At 69.9% G+C, this 16,761-nt stretch carries 14 protein-coding genes; all 14 read right to left on the bottom strand.

The window, feature by feature from the left end:
* Positions 1–46: 46 nt before the first annotated feature.
* The 14 genes from CA982_RS19780 to smc all read right to left on the bottom strand — a co-directional run bounded on the left by CA982_RS19780 (position 47) and on the right by smc (position 16,729).
* The gene (locus tag CA982_RS19780) at positions 47–1,012 is read right to left on the bottom strand and encodes a hypothetical protein (RefSeq protein WP_086536952.1); all 966 of its coding nucleotides are present in this window, start codon (positions 1,010–1,012) and stop codon (positions 47–49) included.
* The gene (locus CA982_RS19775; protein WP_086536951.1) at positions 1,009–1,362 is read right to left on the bottom strand and encodes a hypothetical protein; all 354 of its coding nucleotides are present in this window, start codon (positions 1,360–1,362) and stop codon (positions 1,009–1,011) included. The genes CA982_RS19780 and CA982_RS19775 overlap by 4 nt, the downstream gene beginning before the upstream one ends.
* Positions 1,349–1,693: a YbaB/EbfC family nucleoid-associated protein gene (locus CA982_RS19770; RefSeq protein WP_086536950.1), complete on the bottom strand. Its 345-nt coding sequence runs from the start codon at positions 1,691–1,693 to the stop codon at positions 1,349–1,351. The genes CA982_RS19775 and CA982_RS19770 overlap by 14 nt, the downstream gene beginning before the upstream one ends.
* 40 nt (positions 1,694–1,733) lie before the next feature.
* On the bottom strand, positions 1,734–2,453 hold the full coding sequence (gene trmD / locus CA982_RS19765; RefSeq protein ID WP_086536949.1) for a tRNA (guanosine(37)-N1)-methyltransferase TrmD: 720 nt from the start codon (positions 2,451–2,453) through the stop codon (positions 1,734–1,736).
* Positions 2,453–2,986 carry a ribosome maturation factor RimM gene (gene rimM, locus CA982_RS19760; RefSeq protein WP_086536948.1) on the bottom strand — a complete coding sequence of 178 codons (534 nt, stop codon included), beginning with the start codon at positions 2,984–2,986 and terminating at the stop codon, positions 2,453–2,455. Before rimM ends, trmD begins: the two co-directional genes overlap by 1 nt.
* A 26-nt stretch (positions 2,987–3,012) precedes the next feature.
* A complete protein-coding gene (locus tag CA982_RS19755) occupies positions 3,013–3,255 on the bottom strand; it encodes an RNA-binding protein (RefSeq protein WP_004572301.1) in 243 nt (80 codons plus the stop codon).
* On the bottom strand, positions 3,252–3,689 hold the full coding sequence (gene rpsP / locus CA982_RS19750; protein WP_086536947.1) for a 30S ribosomal protein S16: 438 nt from the start codon (positions 3,687–3,689) through the stop codon (positions 3,252–3,254). The genes CA982_RS19755 and rpsP overlap by 4 nt, the downstream gene beginning before the upstream one ends.
* A gap of 470 nt (positions 3,690–4,159) precedes the next feature.
* Positions 4,160–5,257, bottom strand: coding sequence for an amidohydrolase family protein (locus tag CA982_RS19745; RefSeq protein ID WP_086536946.1), 1,098 nt, complete (start codon positions 5,255–5,257; stop codon positions 4,160–4,162).
* Positions 5,258–5,261: 4 nt separating this feature from the next.
* Positions 5,262–6,824, bottom strand: coding sequence for a signal recognition particle protein (gene ffh / locus CA982_RS19740; protein ID WP_086536945.1), 1,563 nt, complete (start codon positions 6,822–6,824; stop codon positions 5,262–5,264).
* Positions 6,825–6,861: 37 nt separating this feature from the next.
* Positions 6,862–9,402 carry a [protein-PII] uridylyltransferase gene (locus CA982_RS19735; RefSeq protein ID WP_086536944.1) on the bottom strand — a complete coding sequence of 847 codons (2,541 nt, stop codon included), beginning with the start codon at positions 9,400–9,402 and terminating at the stop codon, positions 6,862–6,864.
* Between the two features lie 111 nt (positions 9,403–9,513).
* Positions 9,514–9,852 (bottom strand): P-II family nitrogen regulator, encoded by a 339-nt coding sequence (locus CA982_RS19730; RefSeq protein ID WP_004572306.1) that lies wholly within the window; start codon positions 9,850–9,852, stop codon positions 9,514–9,516.
* Between the two features lie 51 nt (positions 9,853–9,903).
* Positions 9,904–11,256 (bottom strand): ammonium transporter, encoded by a 1,353-nt coding sequence (locus CA982_RS19725; protein WP_208618028.1) that lies wholly within the window; start codon positions 11,254–11,256, stop codon positions 9,904–9,906.
* Positions 11,257–11,507: 251 nt separating this feature from the next.
* The gene (ftsY, locus tag CA982_RS19720; RefSeq protein WP_086536942.1) at positions 11,508–13,124 is read right to left on the bottom strand and encodes a signal recognition particle-docking protein FtsY; all 1,617 of its coding nucleotides are present in this window, start codon (positions 13,122–13,124) and stop codon (positions 11,508–11,510) included.
* Complete coding sequence (gene smc / locus CA982_RS19715) at positions 13,121–16,729, bottom strand: chromosome segregation protein SMC (protein WP_086536941.1); 3,609 nt, start codon at positions 16,727–16,729, stop codon at positions 13,121–13,123. Before smc ends, ftsY begins: the two co-directional genes overlap by 4 nt.
* Positions 16,730–16,761: the final 32 nt, after the last annotated feature.

The following is a 16,761-nucleotide window of genomic DNA, read 5'->3' as shown; positions in this document are numbered from 1 at the left end:
GACTATTGTGCCAGAGACACCCCGGGCCGACGAAATCGCGGAGTGGCTACGCGCGCGGGCCGACGACCAGGACGTCCTCGGCCTGCAACGCGGAGATGGTGGCCGGGTCCATCGGGGTGGCCGCGGCGATCGCCCTGGGTGTGACACCGGCGTGCACCATGTGGTCGAGGATCGCGAGCTCCGGCGCCCGTCCGTTGGCGGTGAGCGCCTCGTCGTCGGCGAGTTCGACGCCGGCCCGCTGGTACGGCTGCGGGTCGTTGGTCCCCACGACGACGACCCGCGTTCCCCGATCACCGGTTCCGACCCCCACCGCCGTCCGGAACCAGCCGGCGATCGGCGACGGAACCGTCGTCTGCAGTCGTTCGGCGCGGGCCCGTAGCCAGGTCAGGTCGCCCGCTCCGACCGCGTCGCGGGCGGCATGTGCCCGTGCGCCGGCCAGAGCACCGACCCCGGCCGCTCCCGCCGCGCCCATCGCCCCGAACGGCATCATCGGCATCATGCCGCTCGTCGCCGCGGGCGCACCGGCGCTCTGACCTGCCTCACCCGACCGTTCGGTGTGGTCGTCGCCGGCGGCGGTGAGGGCCATCCGGCCCGTGCTCGCGGCCTCCACCCGCCACGTGTCGTCACCGATCACTGCGTTCACCTCGGCGCGCCGCGCGTCGCGGTCGGCGATCAGTGCGATCACCGACATCTGCCGTCGGGTGTCGGTCACGGTCCGGGCATACGCGTCCAGCGACGTCCCCAATGCACGCAGACGTTCCGCCACACCGGGCAGATCGGCACCGGCGGTATGCCCGAGCCCACCCACGACGGCCTGGTGGAACCGGCCGTCGGCCGCACCGCCGGCCGTGTACGACCCGGCCGCCGACGCCACCGCCGCGGCGAGGCCGTCCAGCGACGCGGCCAGCGCGCGAGCGCGCTGCGCCGAGTCGTGGAGGGCGGCGGCGTCGGCGGTCGGCCACGCCCCGGGTGCCAACTCCTCCGCGATCCGCTCGGCCTCGCCCGGGGTCATCGCGTGCTCCGGCCGAGACGCGCGGACGCCTCGGCGTCGGCGTCGACCAGTGCGTCGACGCCGGCCACGAGCGCCCGACGATGCCCTCCGAGCCGATCCTCGGCATCCTGCAGGGACTCGGCGATCGTCTCGGCCGCCGGCGCGAATCCCATCCGGAACGCGTGCGCCGAGTCGCCGACGCCCACCGCGGCATCGATGTCGTGGAGCAACGCGGACAGCTCGCCTCGCGCCCCCGCGAGTCCCGCGGTCACCTCCGCCAGACGTCGCGCCAGCGTGACGGCCGCGACGGGGTCGGCACCGACCCGGGTGCCGTCCGTCTGCCCCACGTCGACCGGGTCAGGATTCGTCATCGGCCACCACCCTGTCGAGGCCGGCGTCGGCGTAATCGAGGGGCAGATCCGGTGCGCCGGCGAGCACCTCGGCGGTTCGGGCGCGCAGGGCGGTGTCCGCCTCGGCGATCAGCGTGGTGAGCAGAGCCGACAACTGGTCCGCACGGTAACGCCGCAGGGCAGCGGGTTCGATGGTGATGTCCACCGCGAGTCCCCGCGCGTCGACCGTCACGGCGACGAGCCGATCGTGACTGGTGGCCCGAGAGGTCAGCTGCGACAGCGCTTTCCGGATGCGCTCGAGTTCCGTACGCTGACGGTCGAGCTCGCCGACCATGGCCGAATACCCCTGCATCGTCCCTCGAACCCCCTGCGAGTCGACTCTCCGGCGAATCCTAGCCGGAATCGCCCGGTTGGTCCGTGGCGGTGTCCACAGCGTCCGCCAGCAGGTCGGGGCGGCGCGCGCGCGTGCGCTCGAGGGCCTGCTCGCCGCGCCACCGGGCCACCTTCGCGTGGTCGCCGCTGAGCAACACGGGCGGGACGTCGAGGCCGCGCCAGCTCACCGGCCGCGTGTAGCTCGGACCTTCGAGGAGTCCGTCGGAGAACGAATCCTCCTGATGCGACCGGGGATTGCCGAGCACGCCGTCGAGGAGACGCACGGTCGCCTCGATCATGGCCATGACCGCGACCTCTCCCCCGATGAGGACGAAATCACCCAGGGAGACCTCTTCGACGCGCACTCGCCGTGCGGCGTCGTCGAAGACGCGCTGGTCGATGCCCTCGTACCGGCCGCAGGCGAACACGAGGTGCTTCTCGGTGCTCCAGCGACGCGCGGTCTCCTGGGTGAACGGCACACCGGCGGGGGTCGGCACGATCAGCAGCGCGTCGTCGGGGCACACCTCGTCCAGGCACGGTCCCCATACCTCGGGTTTCATGACCATCCCGGGTCCGCCGCCGTAGGGCGAGTCGTCCACGCTGCGGTGGACATCGTGGGCCCAGTTCCGTAGATCGTGGACCGTGACACTGATTCGCCCGGCGTCGATCGCCTTGCCCAGCAAGGCAACTCGGAGCGGATCGAGGTACTCGGGGAAGATCGACACGACGTCGAGACGCATCAGGGCGCCTCGTCGAGCGAATCCGGGTTCAGCAGTCCCTCGGGTGGGTCGAGCACGATGAGTTCACGACTGACGCTCGGCACGATCTCGCGGACGAACGGGACGAGCACCTCGCGGTCGTCGGTGGTCCGGACCGACAGCAACTCACCGCCGGGCAGGTGCAGGACCGATTCGACGATGCCGACCGCGGAACCGTCGACGAGTTGCACGGGGACGCCTTCGAGTTCGTGGTCGTAGAACTCATCCGGGTCGTCGGACGGCTCCACCTGCGAGCTGTCGATGAGGAACAGCGTGCCGCGCAGGGCGTCAGCCGAATCCCGGTCCGCGACGCCGGCCAGCGACACCAACAGCCGCCCGGAATGCTCCCGGGCGGCTGTGACGGTGAACTCCCGTTCCCCGGCACCGCGCGGCAGACGGCCGCGCAGCACCGAGTTCGGGGTGAAACGCATCTCGGGCTCGTCCGTGCGGACGTCCACGACGACCTCACCACGGATTCCATGTGACTTCACCACACGGCCGACGACGAGATCCACGATGCGCTCGGTGTTCGGATTCTCGGTCAGCGGTCGGTGTCGACGATGTCGACGCGCATCCCGCGTCCACCGATTCCGGAGACCAGGGTGCGCAACGCGGTCGCGGTACGACCGTTGCGCCCGATCACCTTGCCGAGGTCGTCGGGGTTCACATGGACCTCGACGAGCCGGCCGCGGCGGCCGGTGACGAGGTCGACCCGGACGTCATCGGGGTTGGAGACGATTCCGCGGACCAGATGTTCGACCGCGTCGGCGACGACTGCGCTCACGCGTCACCCTCGGCGGCGGGAGCCTCGGGAGCCTCGGCGTCCTTCTTGGCGGCCTTCTTCTTCGGGGTGGTCGCGGCGGCGACCGGCTCGTTGTCGGCGGCGGCGAGCGCGGCGTTGAACAGGTCGAGCTTCGAGGGCTTGGCCTCGGCGGTCTTCAGGGTGCCCTCGGCGCCCGGCAGGCCCTTGAACTTCTGCCAGTCACCGGTCACCTTGAGGATCGCGGCCACCGGCTCGGTCGGCTGCGCGCCGACACCCAGCCAGTACTGGGCGCGCTCGGAGTCGACCTCGATCAGCGAGGGCTCTTCCTTGGGGTGGTACTTGCCGATGGTCTCGATGACCCGGCCGTTGCGGCGGGTGCGGGCGTCGGCGACGACGATGCGGTACTGCGGGTTGCGGATCTTGCCGAGCCGCGTGAGCTTGATCTTGACAGCCATGTCTACTTCTCTTTCGTGTGGTCACTGCGCAATTCAGCAGACCGCCCGGAATGGCGGACCCGGTTTTGCGTCTGTATCGGTGTGACCGTCGGGCGGCCGTGACCGGATCCGACGAACCAGCGAGTCATTGTGCCAGACCAGACGGCGGACACCGAATCCGCCGACCAGGGGTCGCCGACACGACGATGACTGGGCCGAAGTACCGGCATGTGGTCACCCACCCCGCGAGAGCGACCACATGCCGCACGTCGCTCGTCCGTCACTCATGGGTGTCGGCTCATCGGCGTCCGAGATCACGACACCGCCGGAGCCTCCCTCGACCCCCGGCTCCGACGGTTCCGCGTCGCCGAACCCGGGCTGAGAGGATCCGGCGTGGACTGATCCGGTTCATGGTGGGAGAACCGTTGCAACGCCGTTGCTACGTTACGCGGCGGTAAGAAAGGCAACCAGGTGCCACCGTGTGGCGTTGCTCACACGATGTGGCGGCCCGACGACACCACTGCTACCGGGTGTCGCAGCGCGCCCAGATCGTCACACGGGTTGTCCGCGTAGACCACGAAATCGGCGCGATGCCCGTCCTCCAGGACGTCGGCACCGAGCCAGCGGCGGGCCTCCGTCGACGCGGCCGCGATCGCCGCGGCGGGACCCAACCCGATGCCGGACAGCGCCTCGATCTCGTCGACGATGCGACCGTGCTCGACGAATCCGCCCGCATCCGTTCCGGCGAAGATCTGCACACCGGCCTCATGCGCGGCATCGAACACCTTCGGCGCACCCGCGTGCAGAGCGCGCATGTGCGCGGCGTAGGTCGGGAAGCGTTCGGCCCCGTCGGCGATGCCGGGGAAGTTCTCGACCTGGATCATGGTGGGCACCAGGGCAATCGATCGTTCGACGAGCTGGTCGACGAGATCGTCGGTCAGCCCGGTGCCGTGCTCGATGCAGTCCACCCCGGCGCCGATCAGGTCGACCAGGGCGTCGGTTCCGAAGACATGGGCGGTGATCCGTGCGCCGTGCTCGTGCGCCACTGCGACCGCCGACTCGATCTGCGCACGCGTCCACAGCGGGGCCAGATCACCGACCTCGCGATCGATCCAGTCCCCGACGATCTTCACCCAGCCGTCGCCGGCCTGCGCCTGCCGGGCCACCTCGGCGGCCAGCTCATCCGGGTCGTCGAGGTCGACGCCGTAGTCGCGCAGGTACCGCTTGGGCCGGGCGATGTGTTTGCCCGACCGGATGAAGCGAGGGCACGCGGGATCGTCGTCGAGCGGATGGGTGTCCAGCGGCGACCCGACCTCGCGGATCAGCAGGGTGCCGGCGCGCGCATCGGCATAGGCGAACCCACGGGCCTGCTCGATGTCGACACCGAGGCCGGGGGCGATGCCCACATGGTTGTGGGCATCGACGAGGCCCGGCAGGATCCAGCCGCCGTCGACGGCGGTCTCGGCATCGGGAACCGGTGTGGCACTGACGGTGTCACCGCTGACCCAGAACTCGATGGGCTCCGCGGTCAGCGGGTCGGTACCTCGGTAGTGCTTCGGTGCTCCGGCCCCGCCCCTGCTCCCGCTCACGCGCCTATTTCTTCTTCTTGGGCTGCTGGAACTGCGACACGTCGAGACCTTCGAGTCCCGGCGGCAGCTCATCGAGGCCGGCCGGCATGTTCGACAGGTCCGGGAACCCGGCCGGCATCCCCCCGGGCATGCCCGGGAAGCCGCCGCGGACCTTCGGCGGTGTGGGGCCGCGGCCCTTGCCCTTCTTCCCCTTGCCCTTCTTGCGGTTGGACTTGCGGTTCATCCCGCCCATGCCCATGCGGCCCGACATCTGCGCCATCATCTTGCGAGCCTCGAAGAACCGGTCGACGAGCTGGTTGACCTCGCTGACCGTCACGCCCGAGCCGTTCGCGATGCGGATGCGACGGGAGGCGTTGATGATCTTCGGGTTGTCGCGTTCGGCGGGCGTCATGCCGCGGATGATCGCCTGCACCCGGTCGAGTTGTTTGTCGTCGACCTGCGACAGCACGTCCTTCATCTGGCCGGCGCCGGGCAGCATTCCCAGGATGTTGCCGATGGGCCCCATCTTGCGGATCATCAGCATCTGCTCGAGGAAGTCCTCCAGGGTCAGCTCGCCCTGGGTGATCTTGGCGGCCGCGGCCTCGGCCTGCTGCGCGTCCCAGTGCTGTTCGGCCTGCTCGATGAGCGACAACACGTCGCCCATGCCGAGGATTCGACTCGCCATACGGTCGGGGTGGAAGACGTCGAAGTCCTCCAGCTTCTCGCCCGAGGACGCGAACATGATCGGCTGGCCGGTCACCTCACGCACCGACAGCGCCGCACCACCGCGCGCGTCACCGTCGAGCTTGGTCAGCACGACGCCGGTGAACCCCACACCGTCGGCGAAGGCCTCGGCGGTGGTCACGGCGTCCTGACCGATCATGGCGTCGACGACGAACAGCACCTCGTCGGGCGAGGTGGCGTCCCGGATGTCGGACGCCTGCTTCATCAGCTCCGCGTCGATACCGAGACGACCGGCGGTGTCGATGACCACGACGTCGTAGTGCTTGCTGCGCGCCTCGTCCACACCGGCCTGCGCGACCGAGACCGGATCTCCGGCGGTGACGCCGAGCGCGCCCTCCCCGCCGACGCTGGTGCCCGGATGGGGCGCGAACACCGGGACGCCGGCGCGCTCGCCGACGATCTGCAGCTGCGAGACCGCGCCCGGCCGCTGCAGGTCACAGGCGACGAGCAGCGGGGTGTGACCCTGCTGCTTGAGCCAGTTGCCCAGCTTTCCGGCGAGCGTGGTCTTACCGGCGCCCTGCAGACCGGCCAGCATGATGACGGTCGGCGGATTCTTGGCGAACCGCACTCGACGGGTCTCGCCGCCGAGGATGCCGATGAGTTCCTCGTTGACGATCTTGACGACCGTCTGCGCCGGATTCAGCGCCCCGGAGACCTCGGCGCCCTTGGCGCGCTCCTTGATCCGCGCGATGAAGGACCGGACCACCGCGAGCGAGACATCCGCCTCGAGCAGGGCGAGCCGGATCTCGCGACAGGTGCGGTCGATGTCGGCATCGGAGAGCCGCCCCTTGCCACGCAGATCCTTCAGGGCACCGGTCAACCGGTCGGAGAGGGAATCGAACATGGCCCCATCCTTCCATGTGGGTCCCGACGCCGAACAGCTAGGAGATCGGCACTCCGGACCGGCCGGTCCCGCCGTAGGACTGTGGCCCGTCGCCGTCTTCCTCGCGCACCGGCTGCGGAGGCGGGCAGACCGCGACGACGGCCTCGGCCAGCTCGGCGCGCGCGGCGTCGGTGTCGGTCGCCAGTCGCAGGCCGAAGATGTCCACACCGGTGGCGCCCAGAGTCGACACCTTGGCCCACCGGATGTCGGCGCCATGTCGCTCCAGGACCGCGCTGACCCGGCTGAGCAGACCGATGCGGTCGTCCGAGCGGACCTCGAGCACCGCCTCCCCCGCCGGCGCGTCGAGCCACGTCACCCGTGGCGGGGCGACGGCGAACAGTGCGGGCACCGCGTTCTTCGGATGGCCCGCCCCGTCCACCTCGGGATCGGTGCTGCCGGCGCTGGCGCCGATGGTCACCACAGTGCCGGGGATCGTGGTGACCGTGCCGATCGTCGGGATCGGCGAGTCCCGTTCGCGCGCGTCGAGCCGCGCGAGGACGTCGATCTTGCCCTCGATCGCGGCGATGAGCTGCTGGCGCAGCAGCCCGGCATCGGGCGGGCTGCCGAACATCGGCACCACCAGGAACGAGTTGATCGCCTTGCCGTCGGCGCTCTGCGCACAGGCGGAGTGGGACCGCAGCCCGCCGAGCGCGAGGACCCCGGCCATCTTCGACAGCAGGCCCGGCTGGTCCGGCGCGACCATGGTGACGCGGTAGGTGTGCTGTCCCTCGGCCCGGACGAGCCGCACCGCGAAGTCCCCCTCCGCCGCGGTCGCGAGTTGCTCGTCGGTCAGCGGTTCGGGAGCGCTCGGCTCCTCCCCGTCGATGAGTCGCATCGACCGCCGGACGAGGTCGAGGATCAGTGAGGCCTTCCACTCCCCCCACACGCCGGGACCGGTGGCGAGCGAGTCCGCTTCGGCAAGTGCGGCAAGGAGTTCCAGGAGAACGCGATTGTGCCCGAGGGTCTCGACGACGGATTCGGCGGTGGCGGGGTCGTCGAGGTCGCGGCGGGTCGCGACCTGCGGCAGCAGCAGGTGGTGCCGCACCATGTCGGAGAGGATCGCGACGTCCTGCGGCCAGAGCCCGAACCGGTTGCCGACCTGAACGGCCAGATCCGCCCCGACGATGCTGTGATCGGCACCCCGCCCCTTGCCCAGGTCGTGGATGAGCGCACCGAGCACGAGGAGATCGGGCCGGGACACCCGCGTGGTCATCGCGCTCGCATACGCGGCGGTCTCCACGAGGTGCCGGTCGACGGTCCAGGTGTGGATGGCGTCGCGCGGCGGGAGGTCGCGGACGGCACCCCACTCCGGCAGCAACCGGCCCCACAGACCCGTGCGGTCGAGGGCCTCGATCGGGTCGACCATGTGATGGCCCGAGCTGAGCAGGACCAGCAGGTCACTGCGCGCCTCGGCCGGCCACGGCTCACGTAGTTCCGGCGCGTAGTCGGCGAGCCGACTCAGGGTCGACGCGCTGATCGGCAGGCCGGTACGCGCCGAGGCCGCCGCGACCCGCAGGATGAGGCCCGGGTCCTTGCTCGGGATCGCGTTGCGCGCCAACACGATCTCGCCGCTGTGCTCGACCACACCCTCGTCGAGCGGCCGGCGCAACGGCGAACGCCGCAGCTTGGCCAGACCACGACGTGGCAGGGCGTTGCCCGCGGTCCGCAGGCCGACGTCGATGGAGTAGCTGATGGTGCGTGCCGAGTCGCTGATGACGCGGGCGAGATCGAACCGGTCCCCGATCCTGAGGGCCGCCCCGATCTCGTCGGCGTCCTGCGCCTGCACGTGCTCGCGGGGACGCCCGGCGATGCGATGCAGTTCGGTGCGGATGTCGAGGAGCCGCGTGTAGGCGACCTGCGGTCCCGCGCCGGGTGAGTCGGGCCGCAGGCTCGCCATCCCATGGGTGAGCTGAGCGATCGCCAGCGCGCCCAGCAGCTGTACGTCGCGCAGCCCTCCCCGACCGTTCTTGAGATCTGGTTCGGCACGATGCGCGATGTCGCCGGCGCGCCGCCAGCGATCCTGTGCATGTGCGACGACCTCCGGGAACCGAGTGCGGATGTCGTTCCGCCACTGCTGGCGGACGCCGCCGATCAGCAGGGTGGACAGGTCCTCGTCACCCGCGATGTGGCGGGCCTCGAGCAAGCCCAGCGCCGCGGTGACGTCGTCGCCCGCGACCTGCAGTGCCTGCGGCACCGTCCGCACGCTGTGGTCGAGCGGGATGTTGGCGTCCCACAACGGATACCAGAGCCCGTCGGCCACCTCGGACACCCGCTCGGCGGGCATGTCGTCGTGCAGCAGGATCAGGTCGAGATCGGAATACGGGAGCATCTCACCGCGACCGAGTCCGCCGACGGCGACGATCGCGAACCCACTGTGCGGCTTGATACCGAGTTCGGCTCCTTTGCTGGTCAGCCAGAACTCGTGCAGGTCGACGAGCACCTGGCGCAATGCCGGTGCGTCGAGTTTTCCCGAGCGGCCGGATTCGGTGAGTTGCCGTCGGGTCTTGGCCAGGTCTGCGGCGCTTACGACTGCCTCCAAAGTGTGAGGGAGAGAGGATGTTTCGGGCTGTCGAACGGTACGGCCCCGCGCCCGACGGGTCGTCGGGCACGGGGCCGTTCACCGGGAGTTCGTCAATGCAGCACGGGCTCGCTACAGAGCGTCTCCGCCACGCTCGCCGGTGCGGACGCGGACCACGGATTCCACCGGCGACACCCACACCTTGCCGTCACCGATCTTGCCGGTCCGGGCGGCCTCGACGATCACGTCGACGACCTTGTCCACGGCCGCGTCGTCCACCACGACCTCCACGCGGACCTTGGGCACGAAGTCGACCGAGTACTCGGCGCCGCGGTAGACCTCGGTGTGGCCCTTCTGGCGTCCGTAGCCCTGGACCTCACTCACGGTCATGCCCAGGATGCCGGCCTGCTCCAACCCGGCCTTGACATCCTCGAGCGTGAACGGCTTGACGATTGCAGTGATCAGCTTCATTAGTTATCCCTCTCCACAGGATTCAGCGTAGTAGCGAATGGCGTCGCGCGGTCATGCCAGCTCATAGGCCGTCTCGGCGTGTTCCGCCTCGTCGATGCCGGTCTTCTCGTCCTCGTCGCTCACGCGCCAGCCCAGCGGCTTGAGCGCGAAGGCGATGATCGCGGTGAGAACACCGGTGAACACGAGCGCGAAGGTGGCGATGACGACCTGGACGACCAGCTGCTTGTAGTCGCCGCCCCAGAAGAGGCCCACGTCCTTGCCGATCAGGCCGATGGCCACCGTGCCCCAGAGGCCCGCGACGAGGTGGACGCCGACGACGTCGAGCGAGTCGTCGTAGCCGAACTTGTTCTTCAGGCCGATCGCGACCGCCGCGAGAGCACCGGCGATGGCACCGAGGATCAGCGAGCCGACCGGGGTGAGCGAACCACACGCAGGGGTGATGGCGACCAGACCGGCGACCACACCCGACGCGGCGCCGACGCTGGTGGCGTGCTTGTCGCGGATGAGTTCCACCGCGAGCCAGCCGATGATCGCCGCGGCCGTCGCAGCGGTCGTGTTGACCCACACCTGGCCGGCGAGCAGGTCCGCACCCAGCTCGGACCCGACGTTGAACCCGAACCAGCCGAACCAGAGGAGTGCCGCGCCCAGCATGACGAACGGGATGTTGTGGGGGCGGTAGGCGGTGCGACCGAAGCCGACGCGCTTGCCGATGATGAGGACCAGGACCAGAGCGGCGATACCGGCATTGATGTGCACGACCGTGCCGCCGGCGAAGTCGATCGGTGCGACGTTGGCCGCACCCTCGTCGTCGGTCCCGAACATCTTGGCCGCCAGACCGTCCGCACCACCGCCGAGGAGGCCGCCGCCACCCACGAGTCCACCCCAGACCATGTGCGACAGCGGGAAGTACACGATCGTCGCCCACAGGACGGTGAAGACCATCCAGGTCGAGAACTTGACGCGTTCGGCGAGCGCACCGCTGATGAGGGCGACGGTGATGACCGCGAAGGTGAGCTGGAATCCCATGAAGACGATCGCGGGGATCGACAGGCCGCCGGTGACGTACTGCTCGCTGTCACCCTCGCCGATCGTGCTCATCAGCTGGTCGGAGCCGAACAGCGCGAACGGATTCGCGAAGATCCCGCCGATGTCGCTGCTACCGGTGATCCCGTCGCTGAACGACATCGAGAAGCCCCACAGCACGTACACGACGCTGATCGACGCCAGTGCGCCGAAGGACATCATCATCATGTTCAGGACGGACTTGCCTCGCGCCAACCCCCCGTAGAAGAACGCGAGGCCTGGGGTCATCAGCAACACCATGGCGGCTGACACGAGCATGAATGCCGTGTTGCCCGTGTCGATCGGGCCAAACGATTCGTTTGGCAACTGAGCCAAATCCACTACGAAACCTCCTCAGGATGCGCCGACGGCTCGGCGCCTCCAAAGAGATTGTCCGCAGTCGGTTTCAGCTGTGGTGCCCCGACGTTTCCGGCGCGTAACCCCCTGGGCGGTTTGTATTGCGCACATGTAACGCCCCTGTTCGGCTCTGAGCGACCTCTCAGGTTCCGTGGGAGACCGCTAACCCAGCATTTCCGATCACAGATCCGGACTTCACCACAGCGTCAACTCAGATCACCGCCGGACGCCGACCCTCACAACAGGGCGTCGACGAATGCGTCGGGCTCGAACGGCGCCAGATCGTCCGCGCCCTCGCCCAGCCCGACGAGCTTGACCGGTACTCCGAGTTCCTTCTGGACGTGGAACACGATGCCGCCCTTCGCGGTGCCGTCGAGCTTCGTCAACACCACGCCGGTGATGTTCACGACCTCGGCGAACACGCGGGCCTGCATGAGCCCGTTCTGTCCCACGGTCGCGTCGAGGACCAGCAGCACCTCGTCGACGGGCGCCTTCTTCTCGACGACGCGCTTGACCTTGCCGAGCTCGTCCATCAGGCCGGTCTTGGTGTGCAGCCGGCCAGCGGTGTCGATCATGACCACGTCGACACCCGTCTCGATGCCGCGGTCGACCGCGTCGAACGCCACCGCGGCGGGATCGGCCTGCTCCTTGCCGCGCACGATCTCGGCGCCGACACGCTCACCCCACGTCTGCAGCTGATCGGCGGCGGCGGCGCGGAAGGTGTCCGCGGCTCCGAGCAGGACGCGACGTCCGTCGGCGACGAGCACACGCGCCAGTTTGCCGGTCGTGGTCGTCTTGCCGGTGCCGTTGACCCCGACGACCAGCACGACCGCAGGACGGCCGGCGTGCGGGAGCGCCCGGATCGACCGGTCGAGCGTGGGGTCGAGCTGCTCGACCAGGACCCGCTTGAGCAACGCCCGGGCCTCCCCTGCGGTCCGGACCGGATTGGCCGCGAGTTCGGTGCGCAATGTCTCGACGACGGTGGCCGTGGTCGAGGCACCGAGGTCCGCCATCACCAGCGTGTCCTCGATCTCCTCCCAGCTCTCCTCGTCGAGATCGCCCGCGCCGAGAAGTCCCAGTACGCCCTTGCCGATCGCGCCCTGCGACCGGGACAGCCGGCCACGCAGACGACCGATCCGGCCCGCCGTCGGCGCGATGTCGTCCAGCGGCGGCGCCGTGGTCGCCTCCGCGACGTCGTCGGGCACCCGCGTCTCGGGTTCGACGACCACCGGCTCATCCGTATCGGGCCCCGCCGTGTCGGGTTCGGTCGTCGTGCGCTCGGTGGTGGTGTCCGGCGCTGCCGTGTCCGGCACTGCCGTGTCCGGCGGTGCGGTCGCAGGTCGGGCGGCCTCCGGTTCCACTGTCTCGGGTTCGGCCGCCGCGGACTTGCTCGTCTCCGTCTCGGCGGTGTCCGGCTCCGCGGTGTCCGGCTCGGTGGTGTCCGGCTCCGCGGTGTCCGGCTCGGGGAGCGACACGTCGGTGACGCCGCGTCGAATCGAGTCACGCGGGACTGCGGCGTCATCGCCGACACCCGGCTGACCGTCCACCTCGGTGCGGTCCCCCGGCGGCCGTACCACCTCGGGTGCCGGCGTCTGCGGTGCCGGTGTCCGGGGTTCCGGTGTGCGTTGTGGCGGTTCGGCGAGGGCGGCGTCGCCGCGACTGAAGCTGAAGCCCGATCCGGCCTGGTAACCCCCGGACCGGTCGACCTGACGGGTCGTGCCGTCGACGACCTCCGGCTGCCGCTCGTCGGTCAGCGAGATGCGCCGGCGGCGCGACAGCACCAGACCGAGCACGATCAACGCGATCACGACGAGCACCGCGACGACGATGCCGATGATGATTCCGGTGTTCACTGGCTGGTGTCCTCCTGTTGACCGACGGGCATGTTCACGCCGCGCATGCGCTGCGAGATGACCGTCGTGATGCCGTCGCCGCGCATGCTGACCCCGTAGAGCGCATCCGCGACCTCCATCGTGGGCTTCTGGTGGGTGATGACGATGAGCTGGGACTTCTCCCGCAGCTGCTCGAACAACGTGATGAGTCGCCGCAGGTTGGTGTCATCGAGAGCGGCCTCGACCTCGTCCATGACGTAGAACGGTGACGGCCGCGCACGGAAGATCGCCACCAGCATCGCGACGGCCGTGAGCGACTTCTCCCCACCGGACAGCAGTGACAGCCGCTTGACCTTCTTACCGGGCGGACGTGCCTCGACCTCGATGCCCGTCGTGAGCATGTCGCCGGGTTCGGTGAGGACCAGTCGCCCTTCACCGCCCGGGAACAGCGTCTGGAAGACCTGCGCGAATTCGCGCTCGACGTCGGCGTAGGCCTCGGTGAACACCTGCAGGATGCGGGCGTCGACCTCCTCGACCACGTCGAGGAGATCCTTACGCGCCGCCTTGACGTCTTCGAGCTGTGACGAGAGGAAGTTGTACCGTTCCTCGAGCGCCGCGAACTCCTCGAGTGCGAGGGGGTTGACCTTGCCGAGTGTGTTGAGGTCCTTCTGCGCCTTCTTCGCGCGGGCCTCCTGGGTCGCCCGGTTGTACGGCATCGGGGCGGGCGCGACGACCTGCTCGCCACGTTCTCTCGCCTGCTCGTATTCGGCCATCTCCAGCGCCGACGGGGGCATCGGCACGTCGGGACCGTATTCGGCGATCAGATCGTCGGGTGCCATCGCGAAGGTCTCGAGGACCTGCTCTTCGAGCTGCTCGATGCGCAGCGCGACCTGCGCTCGCGCCACCTCGTCGCGGTGGACGGTGTCGCGCAGCGAGTTGAGCGTGGTCGTGAGCTCGCCCGCCCGCACCCGGAGCTCGTCCAGGGTGGCGGTGCGCGCGGTCCGGATCTCCTCGAGTTCGTCGCGCCCGGCCTGAGCCGAGGCCACCGCTGCCGCGAGGCGCTCACTGACCTGCGCACCCGCGCGTTCGACGGCCACCGCCACGCCGGCGGCCTGTCGCCGGATCTCGTCCTGACGGCGGGCTCGTTCACGCGCCTCCCGTTCGCGCTGGGCGGCGCGGCGCAGCGAGTCGGCCTTGCCCCGGACCGAGGCGAGGCGTTCCTCGGCGGTCCGCAACGTCAGACGAGCCTCCATCTCGGCGCTGCGCGCCACCCCGACGGCGGCCGACGCGGTTGCACGCTCGGAATCGTCGGCCGACATCTCGGTCCCCACCTCGGGCTCGTCACGCGCGAGCCGAAGCCGCTCGGTGAGGTCCTGCAACGATGCGAGGGTTTCCGCGCGGCCCTTCTCGAGGAGGTTCCGCTGGCGCGTCAGTTTGTCGGCCTCGGCGCGCGACGCCCGGATCTCCTGACCGAGCCGGGCCATCTGCTCGTACGCGGCCCCGACGCCGGCGTCGGACTCGTGCAGCGCGGCGAGCGCCTCTTCGGCCGCCTCCCGGCGCTCGTGCTGTTCGGTGAGGGCACCGTCGAGCGCCGCCTCCAGTTCTTCGACGCGCCGGCGCGTCGCGGCGAGTTCGGCGGTCGCCGCGTCGATCGCCGACTGGACCTCCAGCGTGGAGGGCCGGCGCGACGAACCACCCTCCACCGACGCCGCCGAGATGCGATCGCCGGCGGGGGTCACCGCACGCACGCCGAGGCGACGGGCGAGTTCGAGTCCCTGGGCGGGATCGTCGACGATCACGGTGTCGGCCAGGACGGTGTCGATGGCACCGCGGATCTCCGGCCGGGTGTCGACCACCGAGGCGGCCCACCTGGCCCCGTCCGGCAGCGCGACCTGGCCCTGCCGGTCCGGCCCGGCGAGCCCACCGCAGATCAGCGCGGCCCGTCCCCCGTCGCCGGACTTGAGCGCCGCCAACGCGCGCACCGCGGCGATCCCGTCGACGGTGACGATGCCGTCGACCGCGGGGCCGAGCGCGCCGGCGATGGCCGTCTCGAAACCCGGCTCGACGGTGACCAGTTCCGACATCGGACCCAGGAGACCCTCGGGGGCGTTCGCCAGCAACCAGGCACCGCCGTCGCCCCGTTCGAGGCCCATGGCGAGCGCGTCCACGCGCGCCGACAGCGAGGCGATGGCGTGCTCGGCCTCGCGGTGGGAGGCCTGCAGGGTCGCGACGCGTTCGTTGGACAGGTTGAGCGCCGCGACGCAGCGTTCGTGGTGTTCGTCGAGGGCGCGTTCGGCGGCCTCGAGTTGCGCAAGCTCCCCGGCGGCCGAGTCTTGTTGTGTCACAGCGGCTTCGGCGCGCTCCGTGGCCGCCGAGATCGCGTCCGTGAGGCGTTGCGCCTCGGCGTCGACCGACTCCGAGCGCGTCCGCAGGTTGTCGACCTGCCCTTCCAGACGCGCCAATCCCTCCCGACGGTCGGCGATTGCGCGGACCGCGGCGAGGTGAGCGGCCTCGGCTGCCTCGGCGATTGATTCGCGCTCCCCCAGCACCTCGCGGGCGCTCTCGAGTTGTTCGGCGGCGATCTCGACGCCCTCGGTCAGTTCGGCCTCGAGTTCGGCGGCCTCGAGGGCCTGCTCGTCGAGCTCGTCCGGGTCGGGTCCGGAGGCCTCACTCGACGGTTCGCTGAGGTAGCGGCTGCGTTCGGCGGCGACCCGGCGGGTAGCGTCGACGCGTTCGGCGAGCGCCGACAATCGGAACCACGCGCGGTTCGCGGCGGCCGCGGCGGGCGTGATCTCGGCGAGATGCTGTTCGTGTTCGGCCACCTCCGCGTTCGCGCGGTCCAGCTCCGCGGCCACTTCGTCCTGTCGGCGCCGGACCTCGTCTTCGACGGCGGCGTGTTCGGCCATCTCGGCTCGTCGGGTGACGAGGTCGTCGGCGGCCAGCCGCAGCCGCGCGTCGCGCAGGTCTGCCTGGACGGTCTGGGCGCGGCGGGCCACCTCGGCCTGCCGGCCGAGCGGCTTGAGCTGACGACGGAGTTCGGCGGTCAGGTCGGACAGGCGCGCGAGATTGGCCTGCATGGCGTCGAGCTTGCGGACCGCCTTTTCCTTGCGCTTGCGGTGTTTGAGGACTCCCGCCGCCTCTTCGATGAACGCGCGGCGGTCCTCGGGGCGGGACTCGAGGATGGCCGACAGCCGGCCCTGACCGACGATCACGTGCATCTCGCGGCCGATACCCGAATCCGACAGCAGTTCCTGCACGTCCATCAATCGGCAGGAACTGCCGTTGATCTCGTATTCGCCGGCGCCGTCGCGGAACATCCGGCGCGTGATCGACACCTCGGAGTACTCGATGGGCAGCGCACCGTCGGCGTTGTCGATGGTCAGGGTCACCTCGGCGCGGCCGAGCGGCGGGCGGCCGGATGTGCCGGCGAAGATGACGTCCTGCATCTTTCCGCCGCGCAGCGCCTTGGCGCCCTGCTCGCCCATCACCCAGGTCAGGGCGTCGACGACGTTCGACTTACCGGAGCCGTTGGGACCCACCACGCACGTGATACCCGGCTCGAAGCGCAGGGTCGTCGCCGAGGCGAACGACTTGAAGCCCTTCAGGGTCAGGCTTTTGAGGTGCACGACGGTACAGACTACTCACCATCGCGACATGT

Origin of the sequence: Gordonia lacunae, from assembly GCF_002149015.1 — a bacterium.
Lineage (GTDB): Bacteria > Actinomycetota > Actinomycetes > Mycobacteriales > Mycobacteriaceae > Gordonia > Gordonia lacunae.
This window is presented reverse-complemented; position numbering and strand designations above follow the sequence as displayed.

Coding starts and splice junctions, on each gene's coding strand:
- CA982_RS19775 (WP_086536951.1), bottom strand. CDS start 1,362: ATGACGAATCCTGACCCGGTCGACGTGGGGCAGACGGACGGCACCCGG.
- CA982_RS19770 (WP_086536950.1), bottom strand. CDS start 1,693: ATGCAGGGGTATTCGGCCATGGTCGGCGAGCTCGACCGTCAGCGTACG.
- CA982_RS19730 (WP_004572306.1), bottom strand. CDS start 9,852: ATGAAGCTGATCACTGCAATCGTCAAGCCGTTCACGCTCGAGGATGTC.
- CA982_RS19780 (WP_086536952.1), bottom strand. CDS start 1,012: ATGACCCCGGGCGAGGCCGAGCGGATCGCGGAGGAGTTGGCACCCGGG.
- ffh (WP_086536945.1), bottom strand. CDS start 6,824: ATGTTCGATTCCCTCTCCGACCGGTTGACCGGTGCCCTGAAGGATCTG.
- trmD (WP_086536949.1), bottom strand. CDS start 2,453: ATGCGTCTCGACGTCGTGTCGATCTTCCCCGAGTACCTCGATCCGCTC.
- rpsP (WP_086536947.1), bottom strand. CDS start 3,689: ATGGCTGTCAAGATCAAGCTCACGCGGCTCGGCAAGATCCGCAACCCG.